The 17,820-nt window shown below is 71.0% G+C and carries 16 protein-coding genes; 6 read left to right on the top strand and 10 right to left on the bottom strand.

The genetic code is table 11. The features are described 5' to 3' along the window. The first annotated feature begins 248 nt into the window (after positions 1 to 248). Complete coding sequence (locus ACK1X7_RS28345) at positions 249 to 1,466, top strand: cytochrome P450 family protein (protein WP_385147674.1); 1,218 nt, start codon at positions 249 to 251, stop codon at positions 1,464 to 1,466. A gap of 82 nt (positions 1,467 to 1,548) precedes the next feature. Then, positions 1,549 to 2,622, top strand: coding sequence for a MupA/Atu3671 family FMN-dependent luciferase-like monooxygenase (locus ACK1X7_RS28340; RefSeq protein WP_385147671.1), 1,074 nt, complete (start codon positions 1,549 to 1,551; stop codon positions 2,620 to 2,622). Positions 2,623 to 2,718: 96 nt separating this feature from the next. Here the strand turns inward: ACK1X7_RS28340 and ACK1X7_RS28335 are convergent, their stop codons facing one another. The 3 genes from ACK1X7_RS28335 to ACK1X7_RS28325 are packed head-to-tail and all read right to left on the bottom strand — an operon-like array spanning position 2,719 to position 5,756. Then, a complete protein-coding gene (locus ACK1X7_RS28335) occupies positions 2,719 to 3,513 on the bottom strand; it encodes an ABC transporter permease (RefSeq protein WP_390793115.1) in 795 nt (264 codons plus the stop codon). After that, a complete protein-coding gene (locus ACK1X7_RS28330; RefSeq protein WP_385147085.1) occupies positions 3,510 to 4,484 on the bottom strand; it encodes an ATP-binding cassette domain-containing protein in 975 nt (324 codons plus the stop codon). The genes ACK1X7_RS28335 and ACK1X7_RS28330 overlap by 4 nt, the downstream gene beginning before the upstream one ends. 45 nt (positions 4,485 to 4,529) lie before the next feature. Continuing rightward, the gene (locus ACK1X7_RS28325) at positions 4,530 to 5,756 is read right to left on the bottom strand and encodes a cytochrome P450 family protein (RefSeq protein WP_390793116.1); all 1,227 of its coding nucleotides are present in this window, start codon (positions 5,754 to 5,756) and stop codon (positions 4,530 to 4,532) included. 324 nt (positions 5,757 to 6,080) lie between these two features. Here ACK1X7_RS28325 and ACK1X7_RS28320 point away from each other — a divergent pair, with 324 nt between their 5' ends. The 4 genes from ACK1X7_RS28320 (at position 6,081) to ACK1X7_RS28305 (ending at position 11,580) form a co-directional block, all read left to right on the top strand. After that, complete coding sequence (locus tag ACK1X7_RS28320; RefSeq protein ID WP_385147079.1) at positions 6,081 to 6,692, top strand: hypothetical protein; 612 nt, start codon at positions 6,081 to 6,083, stop codon at positions 6,690 to 6,692. A 261-nt stretch (positions 6,693 to 6,953) separates the two neighbouring features. Further along, a complete protein-coding gene (gene hppD / locus ACK1X7_RS28315) occupies positions 6,954 to 7,985 on the top strand; it encodes a 4-hydroxyphenylpyruvate dioxygenase (RefSeq protein ID WP_385147076.1) in 1,032 nt (343 codons plus the stop codon). Continuing rightward, complete coding sequence (locus ACK1X7_RS28310; protein WP_385147073.1) at positions 7,982 to 10,474, top strand: aminotransferase class I/II-fold pyridoxal phosphate-dependent enzyme; 2,493 nt, start codon at positions 7,982 to 7,984, stop codon at positions 10,472 to 10,474. Before hppD ends, ACK1X7_RS28310 begins: the two co-directional genes overlap by 4 nt. Then, the gene (locus tag ACK1X7_RS28305; protein ID WP_385147070.1) at positions 10,471 to 11,580 is read left to right on the top strand and encodes a prephenate dehydrogenase; all 1,110 of its coding nucleotides are present in this window, start codon (positions 10,471 to 10,473) and stop codon (positions 11,578 to 11,580) included. The genes ACK1X7_RS28310 and ACK1X7_RS28305 overlap by 4 nt, the downstream gene beginning before the upstream one ends. A gap of 86 nt (positions 11,581 to 11,666) precedes the next feature. On the opposite strand, the gene ACK1X7_RS28300 is transcribed toward ACK1X7_RS28305, so the two are convergent. From ACK1X7_RS28300 to ACK1X7_RS28270, 7 genes are all read right to left on the bottom strand, one after another. After that, a complete protein-coding gene (locus tag ACK1X7_RS28300; RefSeq protein WP_385147066.1) occupies positions 11,667 to 13,760 on the bottom strand; it encodes an ABC1 kinase family protein in 2,094 nt (697 codons plus the stop codon). Between the two features lie 162 nt (positions 13,761 to 13,922). Then, complete coding sequence (locus ACK1X7_RS28295; protein ID WP_385147063.1) at positions 13,923 to 14,129, bottom strand: MbtH family protein; 207 nt, start codon at positions 14,127 to 14,129, stop codon at positions 13,923 to 13,925. A 79-nt stretch (positions 14,130 to 14,208) separates the two neighbouring features. After that, positions 14,209 to 14,919, bottom strand: a complete 711-nt coding sequence (locus ACK1X7_RS28290; RefSeq protein ID WP_390793118.1) for a 2-hydroxychromene-2-carboxylate isomerase — start codon at positions 14,917 to 14,919, stop codon at positions 14,209 to 14,211. A 26-nt stretch (positions 14,920 to 14,945) separates the two neighbouring features. Next, complete coding sequence (fabG, locus tag ACK1X7_RS28285) at positions 14,946 to 15,692, bottom strand: 3-oxoacyl-[acyl-carrier-protein] reductase (RefSeq protein WP_385147057.1); 747 nt, start codon at positions 15,690 to 15,692, stop codon at positions 14,946 to 14,948. Between the two features lie 56 nt (positions 15,693 to 15,748). Continuing rightward, the gene (locus ACK1X7_RS28280; RefSeq protein ID WP_361496891.1) at positions 15,749 to 16,249 is read right to left on the bottom strand and encodes a 3-hydroxyacyl-ACP dehydratase FabZ family protein; all 501 of its coding nucleotides are present in this window, start codon (positions 16,247 to 16,249) and stop codon (positions 15,749 to 15,751) included. Then, the gene (locus ACK1X7_RS28275) at positions 16,249 to 16,692 is read right to left on the bottom strand and encodes a 3-hydroxyacyl-ACP dehydratase FabZ family protein (RefSeq protein ID WP_385147054.1); all 444 of its coding nucleotides are present in this window, start codon (positions 16,690 to 16,692) and stop codon (positions 16,249 to 16,251) included. The genes ACK1X7_RS28280 and ACK1X7_RS28275 overlap by 1 nt, the downstream gene beginning before the upstream one ends. Beyond that, positions 16,689 to 17,816 carry a beta-ketoacyl synthase N-terminal-like domain-containing protein gene (locus tag ACK1X7_RS28270; protein WP_385147051.1) on the bottom strand — a complete coding sequence of 376 codons (1,128 nt, stop codon included), beginning with the start codon at positions 17,814 to 17,816 and terminating at the stop codon, positions 16,689 to 16,691. The genes ACK1X7_RS28275 and ACK1X7_RS28270 overlap by 4 nt, the downstream gene beginning before the upstream one ends. Positions 17,817 to 17,820: the final 4 nt, after the last annotated feature.

The following is a 17,820-nucleotide window of genomic DNA, read 5'->3' as shown; positions in this document are numbered from 1 at the left end:
CGAGTGTTGTGCGCGGTGGAGGCACCGGCAACGGCGCTGCAAAAACTTCGTTTTACGCGGGGCGGCGGGGCGGTGGCACGGCCGGCGGGACGGAGACGGCGCCATGAAGAGGCCCGGAATTTCCCCCACTTCGAAGAATTCGCACTGCCGCTGACCGGCCGGGTCCGGCCGTGCTGTCATCGGTTCGGCCGCGTGCCGTCAAGCGCCCGCGGGCCCGCCACCCCGCACCGCGACTTCAGGGAGTACTGGTGACCAACACCGGCACGCTGTCCCGCTACTGGATGTTCAGCGACGAGTACACACAGGACCCCTATCCCTTCCTCGCCCAGTTGCGCGCGGAGCAGCCGGTATGCCGGGTGGAGACCCCGGACGGGGTACGGGCCTGGGTGGTGAGCCGCTACGACGACGTCCGCGACGCGCTCTCCGACCCCCGGCTCGGCCGGGACATCGGCAAGCTCTACGCGGCGCTGGGCAAACAGCTCGGCCAGGAGATCAAGCCCGCCGACGAGATCAGCAACCATCTGGCCAACTCCGATCCGCCGCGCCACACCCCGCTGCGCAAGGCGCTCACCTTCGCCTTCACCCCCAAGCGGGTCAGGGGGCTGCGCGACGGCTGGGAGAAGGTGGTCGACGACCTCCTCGACGAGATGGTCCGCACCGACAACCGGGATCTGGTCTCCGGGCTCAACGAACCACTTCCGATCATCACCATCGCGCAGCTCATGGGCGTGCCCGACGCCGACTGGCCGCGGTTCCTGGTGTGGACGAACACCCTGCGCCGGGTGGACGCCAGCGACCCGACGGGCATGATCGCCGAGCACACCCGGCAGTTGTCGGACTACCTCAAGGCGCTGATCGCCACCAAGCAGCGGGCCCCGCAGGACGATCTGATCTCCGCGCTGGTCCATGCCGACGAGGACAAGCGGCTGACCGCCGCGGAGGCGCTGTCCACCGCGTTCGCCCTGATGACCGGCGGCAACGACACCACCACCAGCCTCCTCAACGGCTCCTTCGCGGCACTGCTCACCCATACCGGCGAGGCCGACAAGATCCGGGCCGACTGGAGCCTGCTGCCGAACGCGGTCGAGGAGCTGCTGCGGTTCACCAGCCCGCTGATCAACTCCCTTCAGCGGGTCACCCTGGAGCCGGTCGAGCTGTGCGGGGTGAAGATCCCCAAGGACGAGATCATCATCATTTCGCTGGCCGGGGCCAACCACGATCCGCACGCCTTCGCCGACCGTCCCGCGGAGCTGGACATCACCCGTCCCAAGCCCGCGCATGTGAGCTTCGGCTACGGAATCCACTACTGCCTGGGCTCCCATATGTCCAAGGCGCTGACCGAGTTGGCGATTCGGCGGGTCTATGAACGCTTTCCCGGTATCCGGCTGGCCGTACGCCCCTCGGAGGTGCGTTATCGGCCCGGACTGATGGTCCGCCCGATGGTCGATCTGCCGGTGCGTTTCTGAAACGGCGCGCACACCAGCGACACCGCCCGGGACCCGCCGTCAGCGCGCCCCGGGCGCTTTTCTTTCGCTTTCCGGAGGACTCATGGATTTCAGCCTGTTCTACTTCGCCAACAACGACACCGAGCAGCGCGACCGCTATCGGCTGCTGCTGGACGGCGCCCGGTTCGCCGATGACAACGGCTTCGCCGCGGTGTGGACCCCCGAGCGCCACTTCCATCCGTTCGGCGGGCTCTACCCGAACCCCTCGGTGACGGGCGCCGCGGTGGCTGCGGTCACCAAGCGGGTCGCGGTGCGCGCCGGAAGCGTCGTGGCGCCGCTGCACCACCCGATGCGGATCGCCGAGGAGTGGTCGGTGGTCGACAACCTGTCGGGCGGCCGGGCCGGGGTGGCGCTCGCCTCGGGCTGGCACGCCGCGGACTTCGCGCTCCGCCCGGAGAACTACGAGACCCGCAAGTCCGGGCTGATGGAGACGGTCGACACCATCCGCCGGCTCTGGAAGCGGGAGAGCGTGTCCCTGACCGACGGGGCGGGCGAGACGGTGGAGCTGACCATGTTCCCGCCGCCCGTCCAGCCCGAGCTGCCGATGTGGCTGACCAGCGGCGGCACCCCGGCGACGTTCACGATGGCCGGTGAGCACGGGATGGGGATGCTCACCCATCTGCTCGGCCAGGAGGTCGAGATCCTCGCGCAGCGCATCGAGGAGTACCGCCGGGCGTACCGGGAGCACCGGAGCGCCTCGGCCGGGCAGGGGCATGTGGCGGTGATGGTGCACACCTTCGTCGGCACCGACCGGGACACCGTACGGGAGACCGTGCGCGAGCCGTTCTCCCGCTATCTGGCCAGCTCCTTCGATCTGCTGATCAAGGCGGCCGAGGCGGCGGGCGCGCAGGGCGCGGACATGTCCCGGGAGCTGAAGAGCATGGGCCCGGAGGACCGTCAGTTCCTGGTGGCCCAGGCGTTCGACCGGTACTTCGAGACCAGCGGGATGTTCGGCACCGTCGACGACTGCATGGCGATGCTCAAGCAGCTCAAGGACGCGGGGGTGGACGAGGTCGCCTGTCTGGTGGACTTCGGTGTGCCCACCGATGTGGTGGTCGGCGGCTTCGAGCACCTGGCCCGCCTGCATGACACCTGGCGTGCCCATCTGGGGGGCTGACCCCCGGCGGCGCTCCCCCGGCGGGGGCAGGCCGAAGCCCGGACGACCGCTCTCGGTCGTCCGGGCTTCGGCTTCGGGGTCTCCTACGGCCGCGGGTCAGCGGGCGGCGGCCCGCTCGTAGGCCCGGTTGGCCAGCGGGATCACCACGATCAGCAGCCCCACCACCATGATCAGCGAGGCGGCCACCGGGTGCTGGAGCGGGAACGCCGGATCGGCGCCGTTCCCCGTGGGGTTCCCCCACAGCTCGCGCATTCCGGTGGTCAGGGTGGTCACCGGATTCCACTCGGCCACCGGACGGACCCAGCCCGGCAGGTTCTGGGACGGGTAGAAGGTCGCGGACAGGAAGGTGAGCGGCATGGTGATCACCATGGCCACCGAGTTGACCGCCTGGGGATCGCGCAGCAGCAGCCCGATGAGCGAGCCGAGCCACGCCGTGGCGTAGCCGAGCAGCAGCAACAGACCGAAGCCCGCGAGGGCCTTGAGCGGCCCGCCGTGGATGCGCCAGCCGATGATCAGGCCGACGGAGAGCATCGCGAGACAGGAGATCGCGTTGAGCACCACATCGGAGAGGGTCCGGCCGAGCAGCACCGAGCCCTTGCCCATCGGCAGCGAACGGAACCGGTCCACCAGCCCGTTGGAGAGGTCCTCGGCCACCCCCACCCCGGTGTTGATGACGCCGGCCAGCATCATCTGGGTGAAGATGCCCGCCATGATGTACTCGTGGTAGTCGCCCTCCGGCACGTTCATCGAACTGCCGAAGAGGTAGCCGAAGAGGAACACGAACATGATCGGCATCAGGGTGATGCTGAGGATCCGCTGCGGTGCCCGCTTCAGATGCCGTATGTGGCGGCCCGCCAGGGCGAGCGCGTCGCTCAGGACATAGGTGCTCATCGGCTCGTCGTCTCCAGTTCGGCCTCGGGTCCGGCTCCGGTCAGCTCCAGGAACACGTCGTCCAGCGAGGGGCGCCGGACGAGGAAGTCGACCACCTCCACCGAGGCCCCCTGGAGCTCCGACGCCGCCGCGGAGACACCGGCGATACCGGTCTCCAGCGCGACCGACACCCGCATCCCGCTCTCGTCGACGACCGGCGGGGCGGAGCCCCGGGCGGAGATCCGGGCCAGCGCGGTCCGGGCGGCCTCCACCATCTCGGTGGTGCGTACGGTGATCTCCAGCCGCTCGCCGCCGACCTTCTTCTTCAGCTCGTCGGGTGTGCCCTCCGCCGCCACCAGCCCCTTGTCGATCAGCGCGATGCGGTGGGCGAGCTGGTCGGCCTCCTCCAGGTACTGGGTGGTCAGCAGCACGGTCACCCCCTCGGCGACCTGTTTGCGCACCATGTCCCACAGCGCGTTCCGGCTGACCGGGTCGAGCCCCGTGGACGGCTCGTCCAGGAAGATCACCGGCGGGCTTCCGATCAGGCTGGCGCCCAGGTCCAGCCTGCGGCGCATACCGCCCGAGTAGGTCTTGACGACCCGGTCGGCGGCGCCGGTGAGGTCGAACATCTCCAGCACCTCATCGGCACGGGACCGGGCCCGCTTACGGCCCATGTGCAGCAGGGTGCCCATGAGCACCAGGTTCTCGCGGCCGGTCAGCTCGCCGTCCAGCGCGGCGTACTGACCCGTCAGCCCGATGCTGCGGCGCACCTCGTGGGCCTGGGTCAGCACGTCGTAGCCCGCCACCGTCGCGGTGCCCTCATCGGGCTTGATCAGCGTCGACAGGGTGCGCACCGTGGTCGTCTTGCCGGCGCCGTTGGGGCCCAGGAGCCCGTAGACCGTGCCCGCCTCGACCGACAGGTCGATGCCGCCCAGCACCTCGTTGTCGCCGTAGCGCTTCCGCAGACCAGCCGCGGAGATTGCGATATCCATCAGACTCCTCTTCATCGGCCGGTACGCCGGTCCGGTCCGTCTCGCTCAGCCGAGCCGGACGGGCAGTGACTCCAGCCCCCGGGTCAGGTTCATCTCGCGGCGCAACTCCGTCGGCGCCACGGCCAGTTCGATCCGCTCGAAGCGGTCGAGCAGCGCGCCGACGGCGATCTCGGTCTGTAGTCGTGCGAGGGGCGCGCCCATGCAGTGGTGGATGCCGTGGCCGAAGGCCAGATGGCCGCCGGTCTCCCGGCGGATGTCGAACCGCTCGGGGTCCTCGAAGCGTTCGGGGTCGTGGTTGGCCGCGCCGAGCGAGACGATGACGAACTCGTCGGCCGGGATGCCGACTCCGGCGATCTCCATCGGTTCCGTGGTCACCGAGAGCGTGTTCAGGTGCAGCGAGTTGTCGTAGCGGCAGAACTCCTCGACCGCGCCGCGCAGCAGCGACCGGTCCGCGCGCAGGGCGGCGAGCTGGTCGGGGTGGCGCAGCAGGGCGAGCATCCCGTTGCCGATCAGATGCGCGGTCGTCTCGTATCCGGCCACCAGAAGCTGGAAGACCATCGAGACCAGCTCGTTCTCGCTGAGCCGGTCCTCGTCGTCCCGCGCCTGGATCAGCCCGCTGACCAGGTCGTCGGCCGGGGCGGCCCGCTTGGCGGCGATCAGCCCGGTGAGGTACTCCGCCATCTCGTCGGCGATCCGGTGCATCTCCTGCGGCTGGACGGCCACGGTCAGCGCGTTGGACCACGCCCCGAAGGCGGCCTGGTCGGCCTCGGGGACGCCGATCATCTCGGAGATCACGGTGAGCGGCAGCGGGAAGCTGAACGCCTTGAGCAGATCCACCTCGCCCTGTCCGGCGATGTCCTCGATCAGGGCGCCGACCGTGTGCTCGATCCGCGGCCGCAGGGCCTGGATCTGCCGTGCGGTGAACGCCTTGGCCACCAGCTTGCGCAGCCGGGTGTGGTTCGGCGGGTCCATGCCCAGCATGTGCTCCACCAGCATCCGCCGGCCGGGCGACTTCGCGGCGGGCTGCTCGACGGGGTCGACGCCCGCGTGCTTGGCGGCCAGCCGGGCACAGCGCTCGGGGTCCTTGTGCAGTTTCGGATCGGCCAGCGCGGCGCGCGCCGCCTCATGGCGGAGCACCAGCCACATCGGTGCCCCGCCGAGCACGACCCGCGCCACCGGGGTCCGCTCGCGGAGCCGGGCGTACACCGGGTAGGGGTCGCGGATGAAGTCCTCACCCAGCACCTCCGGCGTCCGGCTCGTCTCCTCGGCCATATCTCGGGTCCTCTCGGTCGGCCCGGGACGCATGTCGCGGACGCAGGGTGGGTGAACGACGTCTTGGACCCGTTGATAGCAGTGTTTTCCGCGCTTCCCCGGCGCACTTCGAGGATTTCTATCGAGCTCCTTCGGAGGGCGTTCGAAAGTCGTTCGGCCACTCCTCGGCGGTCATCCGGACGGAGGAGGGAGTGAAGGGGCGCTCCACCCGACGGCGTGTGGGTTTGCCTCCGCGGGAGGAGTCGGGCGCCGGGTGCCCCATGCCATGATCCTGGCAGCGATCCGGCAACGGACGCAGATTCCCGGTGTTTACTGGAGGGCCCCGTGTCCGGAATCCTGACCGCCGTTTCCCGTGGCTATCGAAAGCTGCACGGCACTCCTGCCGAAGGGGTGCCCCTATGGGCCCGGCGTGCGGCTTTTCTGATCCCGTTGACCGTGCTGCCCTCGGGACTGTGGCGCATCGCCCAGGTCACCTTCGGTGTTCCGCTCACCAAGAACGTGGATCTGGGCCAGGGGCAGTTGCCGAACTGGCTGCCGATGGAGATCTACGTCGTCATCCTGTCCATCGTCGCCGAGGGGCTGGCCTTCCTCGCCGTGGGGCTGGTCTCCACCTGGGGCGAAGTATGGCCACGCTGGGTCCCGTTCGTCGCCGGGAAGCCCGTACGGCCGCTGTCCGCGATCATTCCCGCCGCCCTCGGGGCGCTGGCCCTCACCATCACCTGGACCATGGCCCTGATCCTCTCCATGCGGGGACGGGCGCTGGACGGCCGCCAGTTCGGGGACGGCGGCTGGCGCGGATCGCTCACCCATGACGTGGGCGAACTCGGCTGGCGGGCCTGGGTGTTCGTCAGCGCCTATCTTCCGCTGCTCGCCTGGGGGCCGCTGCTGGCGGCCGTCACCTACGCATACGCGGTGCGCCGCAAAGCGTTCAAATGAAGAGAATCGAATAAGCCGTTGCCACGGTCCGCCGACCGCCTTCCCGATCACCGCCGACCGCCCGAAAAGAGGCGATTGACGCGGTCGGCGGAGCTTGTTGACGGTATCCCCTCCGCCGCCTCCCGGGAAAATGCCGCACCCGCCTCTTTTTGACTATAGAAGAATTCTTGGCGGCCCATGGCGACGCTCCCCCGTGCCGGTAGCGTGCGATTCCACGAGTTGCACACACGTGTGGCGAGGCAATCGTCGGATGGGGACATCGTGACCGCGTATGACGTCGAGTACATCGAGATCTACACCAGCGATCAGCGGAAAACCACGGACTATTTCGTGTCCAGCATGGGTTTCCAGGAAAAGGCCCGGTGCCGGACCGGCGCGCTGGATTCGATACTCCTGCGCCAGAAGGACATCCAGCTCCTCATCACCTCGGGCCCCGGCACGGCCGACTTCCTCGCCGCACACGGTGACGGCATCGCCGACATCGCCTTCGCCTGCGAGGACCCGCTCGCGGCCCGGGAGGGCGCCCTGGCCGCCGGTGCCCGCGACCTGACCTCCGGCAACCCGGCAGGGCCCGCCGTCTCCGGCTTCGGCGCCGTCCGCCACACCCTCCTCAAGCGCACCGCGGGCCGGCCGCACGCACTGCCCCCGGGCCGCGACTGGATCGCCTCGCCGGAGCGCCCCGCCCAGGACGGCACCACCACCGAACTACGGCTGCTCGACCACATCGCGGTCTGCCTGGACGCCGGCACCCTGCGCGACACGGTCCGCTACTACATCGACGGATTCGGCTTCGAGGAGTACTCCAGCGAATACGTCGCCGTCGGCGAGCAGGCCATGGACTCCATCGTGGTGCGCAGCCCCTCGGCCGGGATCACCTTCACCATCATCGAGCCCGACAGCACCAAGAAGCCGGGCCAGATCGACGAATTCCTGGAGCGCAACGGCGGCCCGGGCGTGCAGCACCTGGCGTTCCTGGTGGACGAGATCATCCCGGCCGTTCTCGAATTCGAGAGCCGGGGCATCGAGTTCCTTCAGACGCCCGGCACCTACTACGACGCCCTCGCCGAGCGGATCGACAACCTCGACGAGGCGATCGCCGATCTGCGCAAGACCAATGTGCTCGCCGACCGCGACGAGTGGGGCTACCTGCTCCAGCTCTTCACCCGCTCGCCCTACGAGCGGCGCACCCTGTTCTTCGAACTCATCCAGCGCCACGGGGCCCAGGGCTTCGGAAGCTCCAACATCCGCGCGCTGTACGAGGCCGTCGAGCGCGCCCGGGCGGCCACCTCGTGACCGGCCGCACGGCCCCCTCCGGCGGCTCCCGGCCGCCGCTGTCCCTCGAGGAGTACGCCGAGCGGGCGCGCACCCGGCTGGACCCGGCGGTCTGGGACTTCATCGAGGGCGGCGCCGGGGAGGAGCGGACGCTCGCCGCCAACCGGGAGGCGTTCGACCGCGTCCGGCTGAGCCCCCGGGTGCTGACCGGGGCGGGTGAGTGCGACCCGTCCACCACGATCCTGGGCCGCCGGTGGGGGGCACCGGTGGCCGTGGCACCCATGGCCTACCACACCCTCATGCACCCCGACGGCGAGACGGCCACCGCGCGGGCAGCGGGCGCGGCCGGCCTCCCGCTCGTGGTGAGCACCTTCGCCGGGCGGACGTATCGGGAGATCGCCGCGGCCGCCACCGCGCCCCTGTGGCTCCAGGTCTACTGCTTCCGCGACCGGGACACGACCCGGCGGCTCATCGAGCACGCGGCCGCCGCGGGCTTCGAGGCCCTGGTGCTGACCGTCGACACCCCGCGGCTCGGCCGTCGGCTGCGCGACCTGCGCAACGACTTCCGGCTGCCGCCGCATATCGTGCCCGCCAACCTGCCCGCGGACCAGACCGACTACTCGTCCCCGTCCGAACACGGCCGCACCGGCCTCGACCCCGCGCTCGACTGGTCGGTCATCGCCTGGCTGCGCTCGGTCGGCCAACTGCCCGTACTGGTCAAGGGCGTCATGACCGCCGAGGACGCCCGGCGCGCGATCGCCGCCGGGGCGGACGGCATCGTGGTCTCCAACCACGGCGGACGGCAACTGGACGGGGCACCGGCCACCCTGGACGTGCTCGCCCGGATCGCCGCCGCCGTGGACGGCCGCTGCCCCCTGCTCCTGGACGGCGGCGTCCGCCGCGGCCGGGACGTCCTCGGCGCCCTCGCCCTGGGCGCGGACGCCGTACTGCTGGGCCGCCCGGTGCTGCACGGCCTGGCCGTGGCGGGCCAGGACGGCGCGGCGGGCGTCCTGGACCTGGTCCTGGACGAGCTGTCCGAGGCCATGGCGCTGACCGGCACCGCCACCGTCGCCCACGCGGACGCCTCGCTGCTGACCGACGAGGATCCGCACCGCGGCGGGGCGGACGCCGCGCTGCCGGCCATGCCCGGGAACACCGCCGTGCCCGGGAACACCGCCGCGACCGAACTGCGCAAGCAGGACCTGCACCGCAGCGTGTCCGACCCGGTGCTGGACACCATGAACTTCCTGAACGAGATCACCAGCCGCTTCCCGGACGTGGTCTCCTTCGCCCCCGGCAGGCCGTACGAGGAGTTCTTCGACAAGGACGAGATCCTCGACCACATCCGCCGCTACCTCGACCACCTGGCCGCGGGCGGCGCCTCCGACCACGCCATCCGCACCGCGCTCTACCAGTACGGCCCGACCGCGGGCCAGATCCGCGGGCTGATCAGCGACTCGCTCCACGCCGACGAGGGCATCGACGCCGCGCCGGAGGCGATCGTGGTGACGGTGGGCGCCCAAGAAGGGATGCTGCTGACCCTGCGCGCGCTCTTCGCGGACCCCGCGGACGTCCTGCTGGTCGCCAGCCCCTGCTACGTGGGCATCACCGGAGCCGCCAGTCTGCTCCAGGTACCCGTGCACCCCGTCGAGGAGCGGGCCGACGGTCTCGACGTGGCCGATGTCGAGGCCGCCGTCCTCGCCGAGCGGGCCAGGGGCCGCCGCCCGCGCGCCTTCTACGTGGTGCCGGACCATTCGAACCCGTCCGGCAACACCATGTCCCGGCGCGCCCGCGAGGAGTTGCTGGAACTGGCCGCCCGGCACGATCTGCTCATCCTCGAGGACAGCCCGTACCGGCTGGTCAGCCCCGGCGTCCAACTGCCCACCCTGAAGGCGATGGACCGGGCGCGGCGGGTGATCCACCTCGGGTCGTACTCGAAGTCGGTCTTCCCCAGCGCCCGCGTCGGATTCGTCGTCGCGGACCAGCCCGTGCGGGATCCGTCGGGGGCCGGGACGCTGCTCGCCGACGAACTCGCCAAGATCAAGAGCATGGTGACGGTGAACACCCCGGCGCTGAGCCAGGCGGCCGTCGCCGGTGCCCTGCTGGCCTGCGGCGGCCGGCTCACCGAACGCAACGCGGTGCCCGCCAAGCACTACGGCGAGGCGCTCCGCATCACCCTGGAGCAACTGGACCGGCACTTCCCCGAGGACGTCCGCGACCGGCTCGGCATCGGCTGGAACCGGCCCAGCGGCGGCTTCTTCCTCACCGTCCGGGTGCCGTTCCCCGCCGACAACGCCGCGCTGCTGCGCTCGGCCGGGGACCACGCCGTCATCTGGACGCCGATGGCCTACTTCTACCCCGGCCCCGGCGGCGAGCGGTCGATCCGGCTCTCCTTCAGTTGTCTGAGCCCCGCGGAGATCGAGGAGGGCATCGGGCGGTTCGCCGCCTTCCTCCGGGCGGAGATCGAGCGCTCCGGCGCCACCGGACCCACACCGGGACGTGACACATGAGAACCGCCGTCGTCGTCGGAACCGGGCTGATCGGGACGTCCATCGCCCTCGCCCTGAGCCGCCGGGGCGTCCTGGTGTACCTGGACGACGCCGACACCACGGCCGCCAGGACCGCCGAGGCCCTGGGGGCCGGTTCGCTGGAGCTGCCCGCCGGGCAGGTGGACCTCGCCGTCCTCGCGGTGCCCCCCGCGAGCATCGGCACCGTGCTCGCCCGCTGTCAGCGGGACGGGCTGGCGCACACCTACACCGATGTGGCCAGCGTCAAGGTGCGGCCGCACGAGGAGGTCCGCGCGGCCGGGGGCGATCCGTCCCGCTACATCGGCGGACATCCGCTGGCCGGCGCCGAGCGCTCCGGTCCGCTCGCGGCCCGCGCCGACCTCTTCGAGGGCCGCCCCTGGGTACTGACCCCCTCGCCGCTCACCGATCGCTCGGCGCTCAACCGGGGGCTGGAACTGGTCTCGCTGTGCGGAGGCGTCCCCGTCCTGATGGACACCGACGCCCACGACCGCGCAGTCGCCCTGACCTCGCACGCCCCGCATCTGGTCGCCTCGATGATGGCGGCCCGGCTGGAGCACGCCGAGGCCGAGCACATCCGGGTGTCGGGGCAGGGACTGCGGGACGTCACCCGTATCGCGGCGGGCGAACCCGCCCTGTGGAGCGACATCCTGACCGCGAACGCCGACGCGGTGGCCGACGTCCTCGACGGCTTCGCCAAGGACCTGGAGCGGCTGATCGCCGTCCTGCGGGCACTGCCCGGCACGGAGTCCGAGGCGCGCCGGCAGGCCGCCGCCGATCTCCAGGAGCTGCTGCGGCGCGGCAACCGGGGCCACGCCCGGGTACCGCACAAACAGCGTTCGCAGCCCGCCGAGTACGTGGCGATCCCGGTGGCCATCCCGGACCAGCCAGGGGCGCTGGCCCGGCTGTTCTCCACCGTCGGGGAGGCCGGGGTCAATATCGAGGACGTGCGCATCGAGCACTCCCTCGACCAGCCGAGCGGCCTGGTCGAACTGCTCGTGGAGTCGACCTCCGTCGCGGGCGTACGGCGGGTGCTGGACGCCAACGGCTGGACCATGCGGGAAAAGCCCCTGCTGGTCGGCGACGCCTGAGGAATGCGGAATCCGGACCGGCTCCGCCCAGGAGCCGGTCCACGGGTGTGCGCAACGAGTGTCCCGTACCGCCCAGGACTCGGGCGCTAGAACGTGTCGTGGCTGTTGGGCCTGCGTATCGCCGTGTACAGGGCGCGCAGCATGAGGATCGCGCTGACCGCGAGCACCTGATAGCCGAGCAGCGGGAAGAGCTCCACCTCCGCGGTGACCCGGGGCCCGCGCCCGGTGCCGAACACCACCAGGACCACCCCCATCAGCCCCGTGCAGGCCGCCAGCAGTGTGACCGTCAACTGGTGGATCAGCCCGGAGACAAAGCGCCGCTCCCGCTCGTCGGCGAGCACCCGCACCCGGACCGTGAACCGCCCCTCCTCCAGCGACGCGCCGATCCGCTCCGCCCGCCGGGGCAGCCGCCGCAGCATCGGCAGCGCGGACAGGAACTCATGGACCGCGCCCCGCGCCAGGGACGAGAACCCGGACGATATCCCGTCCTCCTCCTCGCTCCCCGGGCCCGTACCCGTGGCGCGGAACCGCAGCCGGGCGGTGAGGAGGTCCACGGCGATCGCCCGGGCCTCGTCGATCATGTTGAAGTCGGGGCTGACCCGGCCCAGGGTGCCCTCGATGGTCGCCAGCGCCCGGAAGACGGCGGCCACCTCCGGCGGCACGGCGAGCCCGAACCGGGCGAGCAGTTGGAACAGCGCGGTGAACATCTCGGTGTCCGGCCGCGCCCCCACCCCCAGGTGCTGGGCCATGAACTGCCCCAACTCGCGCTCCAGTAAGAGCGAGTTGAGCATGAGGTCCTCGCTCCTGGTGGCCCGCGTGCCGAGCAGGGCCATCAGCGCGTCGTGCAGACCCGCCCGGTCGCCGCGGTCGACGGCCACCAGCATCTCCTGGAGGGCGTGCCGTACGGTCGGGTCGATACGGCCCACCGAGCCGAAGTCGAGCAGGCCGATCCGTCCGTCGTCGAGCAGCAGCACATTGCCCGGATGCGGATCGGCGTGGAACACCCCCGCCCGCAGGATCTGGTGGAGCATGGCGGCGAACGCGGTCCGGGCGATCTGGCGGCGGTCCAGCCCCTTGCGGTCCGCGACGGCCGCCGCACGGTCGAAGGTGACCCCCTCCAGCCACTCCTGGACCAGCACCCTGGCCGTGGTGAACTCCTCGTACACCCGGGGCACCCGCACCAGGGCGTCCGGCTCGTACCCGTCGCAGGACGCCGCCACCACCGCGGCGTTGTTGGCCTCGATCCGGAAGTCCAGCTCCTCCCGCACCGACTTGGAGAAGCCGTCGCCCAGATCCCGCAGCCCCATGGCGTGGGAGGACCGGGACCGCTGCTGAAGGCCGCGGGTGATCGCGACGACGATGTCCAGATCGCGCTCGACCCGCTCGCGGATCCCCGGGCGCTGGACCTTGACCACGACCACCGGGCCCCCGGTCAGCTTGGCGCGGTGGACCTGGGCGATGGAGGCGGCGGCGAGCGGGATCTGCTCGATCCACTCGAAGGCGTCGTCCACCGGCCTGCCCAGCTCCTCGCGGAGCAGCACCGCCACCTCCCCCCACGGCGCGGGCGGCACATCGCTCTGGAGCCGGCTCAGTTCGTCGATGAAGTGCGGGGGCAGAAGATCGCGCCGGGTGGACAGCAACTGGCCCAGTTTGATGAAGGCCCCGCCGCACTCCTCGAGCGCCAGCCGCAGCCCCCTGGCCATCCGCTCGCCGAACTCGCCCGGCCGCAGGGCCCGTTCCAGACTGTGCCGGCTGCGCAGCGGACGGCTCAGGCCGTGCCGCATGAAGATCCGGCTGATCTGCGAATAGCGGCGGGTGCGCCGCAGCCGGCTGCGCAGCGCGCGCCACAGCCGCATGGGCAGCGCCCAACTGCCCTGCGGCAGAAAGACCTCGGCCAGCACCAGGGCGGCCATCGCGGCGAGGACGGACACCCCGACCTGGACCCCGTACAGCACGCCCATGCTCTGCTGGTCGTGCATGGTCGGCTTGAAGGCGAGCATCGCGCCCAGCCCGGCCAGACCGGCACCGAGGGCGCGCAGCGGCCCCACCCGGATACCGAGCAGCCGGCCGGAGATCGCCGAGACGCCGAAGACGAAGACGCCCAGCGACGACACCGCGATCAGCATGATCAGCAGTCCGAAGGACAGGTCGTCGATGCTGGTGGCAGCCAGCCAGGTCATGGCACGTTCCCCCGTGTGCGATGAAGAGGGTGTCAACAGTAGTCCGGATCGTCCCGCTCGGACCGTGGCTGCCCGGATGTCATGCGGCAACCCGCCGGAAACACACCACGGGGCCCGACGTCAGGTTGTCGGGCCCCGTGGCGAGGGAGGAGGCGGCGTGCGTCAGCCCATCGCCTCGATCAGGCTCTTGGGCCGCATATCGGTCCAGTTCTCGTTGATGTAGTCCAGGCACGCCTGACGGCTGTCCTGGCCGTGGACGACGGTCCAGCCCGCGGGTACCTCCGCGAAGGCCGGCCACAGCGAGTGCTGCCGCTCGTCGTTGACCAGCACGTAGTAGCTGCCGTTCTCGTCCTCGAAGGGGTTGCTCATGGCGGGTTCGCCTTTCTGCCGGGTCTATCGGGTCGACGAGGGTCTATGAGGTCGGTCGGTTCGTTTCGGGTACGTCCGGTCAGCCGCAGCCGCCGGCGTGCCCGGCGTCACCGGCCGGGACGAGCAGGGCCGGCTCGATCCCGCGGTCGTTCTCCGGCTGTTCGATGACGGTGCGGGTCTTGGCACGGACGCTCGCGACAAAGCCCGAGAGCCGGTCCAGCCCCCAGAACTTGTCGTGCCGGTGGATGAAGAACGGCACTCCGAACACTCCGTCGCGGTCCACCGCGCGCAGCGCCTCGATGCCCCGCCGGCGGATCTGCGGATCGTCTGCCGCACCGGCCAACGCGTCCGGGTCCAGGCCCAGTTCATGGCCGATCGCGGCCATGGTGGCGCGTTCGGAGATGTCGATGCCGTTCTCCCAGCGGGCCCGGTACACGGCGTCGATGAAGTCCCGCCCGCGGCCGGCGTCCTCGGCGACCAGATAGGCGAGATGGGAGACGTCCCAGTTGGGGGCGGTGTCGATGGGCCAGACCATCCGCAGGCCGCGCTCGATGGCCGCCCGCTTGACGTCCTGGAGGATGTAGAAGTGCTTCTCCTTGGACATCGCGACATAGGGAAGGTGGATCCCGGCGTCGGCCAGCAGGCCCTCGCTCACCTCGTCCGGCTCCCAGTAAGGGCGCCATTCGATCGCGTCCGCCACATCGGGGGCGTTCTCGGTGAGTTCACGGTAGGCGAGCCAGGAATAGGGGCTGCGGAGTGAGAAATACCAGCGCGGTGGCTTGACGGCCAACGGAACCTCCTGGGTTCGGGGCGATGCTAGATGGTGATGCCGCCGTCGATCTGGACGACGGAGCCCGTGACATAGGCCGCACGGTCCGAGACGAGGTACGAGACGAGGTCGGCGACCTCATCGGCCCGCCCCAGCCGCCCGAGCGGCACCGACTCCAGCGCCTTGTCCTTCACCTGGCCGGTGAGCACGGACGTCATATCGGTGTCGATGAACCCCGGGGCGACGACATTGGCGCGGATTCCGTACCGCCCGACCTCCTTGGCCAGGGCCCGGGAGAAGCCGATGATCCCGGCCTTGGAGGCCGAGTAGTTGGACTGGGTGGCGTTGCCGTACACGCCCGCGACCGAGGAGATGTTGACGATCACCCCGCTCTTGCGCTTCATCATGCCGAACACCACGGAGCGGCAGACGTGGTAGACGCCGTCGAGGTTGACGTCCAGTACGTCATGCCATTCGTCGTCCTTCATCAGCAGCAGGGGATTGTCACGGGTGATACCGGCGGCGGTCACGGCCGCGTCGACCGGACCGAGGGTCTGCTCGGTCTCGGCGATCAGCGCGCGCACCGCCTCGGCGTCACGGATGTCGAGCTTGCGGCTGAGCACCCGGGCCCCGGTCTCGGTGACCTCCTTCTCCAGTTGCAGGGCGGCCGCCTCGTTCGACTGGTAGCAGAAGGCGACATCGAAGCCGTCCCGTGCCAGACGCACCACCGTGGCCCGGCCGATTCCCCGTGAACCGCCGGTGACCAGCGCCACCCGGGATGCGTTCTCTGCCATTGGTTCTCCAAAGCGATTCGGCCGGCCGCAGGGGGCCGGAGGTCTGTTGCCAGGGGTCAGGCGAGGGCGGGGGCGGGGGCCGGGTCCCCGGGCCGCAGCTCCGCCGCCGGGCGGAAGGCCAGCACCGCGAGGCCGACGGTCAGAGCGGGCTCACCGGCCACCGTGGAACCGCCCTCGATGATCACGGTGTCGTCCACCACCCGGGTGATGGACGCCCGGTGTTCCAGTACGTCCCCCGGCAGCACCGGCCGGTGGTACTCGACCCCGGACACACTGCCGAAGAGCATGACCTGGCCCTCGAGCACATCGGGATCCGGCGACTCCCAGGTGGCCAGCAGCCCGGCCGACTGGCACCAGGACTCCAGCAGCAGCACCCGCGGATAGCCGTACGCCTCCGCCGGCGCGTCCGGTCCGAGCCCCTGGTACCAGGGCTCATTGCAGGTCACGGCCTTCACGGCGGTCACCCGCTCGCCCGGCACCACTTCGGTCACCCGGTCCAGCAGCAGCATCGGGAACCGGTGCGGCAGCACCTTTCTGATCTCCAACTGGCCGATCATCACGCCTCCTCGGCGGCGAACCGCAGTCTGACCTGGGCGGCGGGCCCGCGTTCGGTGGCCACCTTGGCGGCGCACTTCCACGCCCCGGACCCGCCGGTCCACACCAGGTCCACCGTCAGCCGGTCGCCCGGGAAGACGGGGCTGAGGAACCGGGTGCTCTCCACCGCCACCAGCTCCAGAGCGGCCGAGCCCGGCGGCGGGGTGCGCAGACCGCTGAGGTGCACGCACTCGATCACGCAGACCCCGGGGAAGATGGGGAAGCCCGGGTAGTGCCCGGGGAAGACCGCCTCGTCCTCGCCCACCGTGACGGCCGTCGCCGCACGCAGCTTGCCCCGGTCGTCGGCGGCGGCCGGACGGACCACCTCCACCCGTACGGCGACCGGACTGCACGGCCGGGTGTCCGGCATCGCGGCACCCTCGATGATCCCGGCGGCCCCGGTCATCGCGGCCCGGCCAGCCGCAGCAGGGCGCAGCCGACCGCGCCGTCACGGTCGACGGAGGTCACCAGCGCCACCCGGCCCGCGGCCTCGGGGGTGGTCTCGGCGTGCACCAGCACCCCGGCGATCTGGAACGCCGCCGCGGCGGCCCCGGTGTCCCCGATGAGCGCGGCCTGGGTGAGCTGGACCAGCTCCGCCCCCTCGGCGGCCTCCGCCACGGCGGCCCGCTCCTGCTCCCCGGACGGGCCGGGCGCCTCACTGGTGGAGACCGCCCAGATCTCCTCCGGGCGCACCTGCGCACGGTCCAGCGCCCGGCGCAGACAGGCCGCCAGCGCGGGGCGGACCCCGCCGTCCAGCGCGATGCCCATCTCCACCGCGAGGATCTCCGCCAGCACCGGCTGCTCGGCATCGTCCCGCGCGTCGGGGCCGCGCTGCTCCACCAGCAGCAGCCCGCAGCCCTCACCGGGCAGTTGCGCGGGCCCCTCGGTACCCGGCTGGTGGGCGTGCCGCTCCAGCCAGGAGCGGGAGTGCGAGAACTCCTCGACCGCACCGCACAGTACGGTCCTGGCCCGGCCGAAGGTGAGCAGCCGGCGCGCGTAGTTGAGGGCGTACAGCCCAGCCGCGTGGCCACCGGCGATCGTGGTGTTCGGCCCCTTGAGCTGGTGCCAGATCGCGCTCTGCCCCGCGGCGCAGTTCATGACGGCGTTGGGAAAGCGCGCCGGGTCCACCAGATACGGCTTCTCCCCGGTGAGCGAGTCCCGGGTGAAGTCCATCTGGCTCTGCACACTGCCGGTGGTGGTGCCCAGGACGAGGGCGGCGTCCTCGCCGGTGGCCACCCACCGGTTGCGCGGCGCGTCGTCGAGCAGCCGGGCGACCGTGGTGACCGCGAGGCCGGTCACCCGGTCCATCGAGCGGACCCCCTTCTTCCCGAGCACCGTGCGCAGGTCGAAGTCGGGCACCAGACAGGCGCGGTCCCCGGCCGCCTGCCACCGCTCGTCATCGAGCGGGGCCGCCGCGGGCCGGCGCTCCCTGATCCCCTCGGTGAAGGCCGCGCGGCCGATCCCGAAGGGCGATACCGCGGACCAGGCCGTGATGACCGGTCGATTCACAAGAGCTGTGCCGCCACTCATGTCT

Source organism: Streptomyces sp. CY-1 (assembly GCF_047218265.1).
Classification (GTDB): domain Bacteria; phylum Actinomycetota; class Actinomycetes; order Streptomycetales; family Streptomycetaceae; genus Streptomyces; species Streptomyces niphimycinicus.
The sequence above is the reverse complement of the archived record's forward strand: the minus strand, read 5'-3'. Positions and strand labels throughout refer to the sequence as shown.

Bases quoted from the DNA above. Each gene is read 5' to 3' on its own strand.
- ACK1X7_RS28340 (WP_385147671.1), top strand. From the start codon at position 1,549: ATGGATTTCAGCCTGTTCTACTTCGCCAACAACGACACCGAGCAGCGC.
- ACK1X7_RS28335 (WP_390793115.1), bottom strand. From the start codon at position 3,513: ATGAGCACCTATGTCCTGAGCGACGCGCTCGCCCTGGCGGGCCGCCAC.
- ACK1X7_RS28330 (WP_385147085.1), bottom strand. From the start codon at position 4,484: ATGGATATCGCAATCTCCGCGGCTGGTCTGCGGAAGCGCTACGGCGAC.
- ACK1X7_RS28325 (WP_390793116.1), bottom strand. From the start codon at position 5,756: ATGGCCGAGGAGACGAGCCGGACGCCGGAGGTGCTGGGTGAGGACTTC.
- ACK1X7_RS28305 (WP_385147070.1), top strand. From the start codon at position 10,471: ATGAGAACCGCCGTCGTCGTCGGAACCGGGCTGATCGGGACGTCCATC.
- ACK1X7_RS28300 (WP_385147066.1), bottom strand. From the start codon at position 13,760: ATGACCTGGCTGGCTGCCACCAGCATCGACGACCTGTCCTTCGGACTG.
- ACK1X7_RS28295 (WP_385147063.1), bottom strand. From the start codon at position 14,129: ATGAGCAACCCCTTCGAGGACGAGAACGGCAGCTACTACGTGCTGGTC.
- fabG (WP_385147057.1), bottom strand. From the start codon at position 15,692: ATGGCAGAGAACGCATCCCGGGTGGCGCTGGTCACCGGCGGTTCACGG.
- ACK1X7_RS28280 (WP_361496891.1), bottom strand. From the start codon at position 16,249: ATGATCGGCCAGTTGGAGATCAGAAAGGTGCTGCCGCACCGGTTCCCG.
- ACK1X7_RS28275 (WP_385147054.1), bottom strand. From the start codon at position 16,692: ATGACCGGGGCCGCCGGGATCATCGAGGGTGCCGCGATGCCGGACACC.
- ACK1X7_RS28270 (WP_385147051.1), bottom strand. From the start codon at position 17,816: ATGAGTGGCGGCACAGCTCTTGTGAATCGACCGGTCATCACGGCCTGG.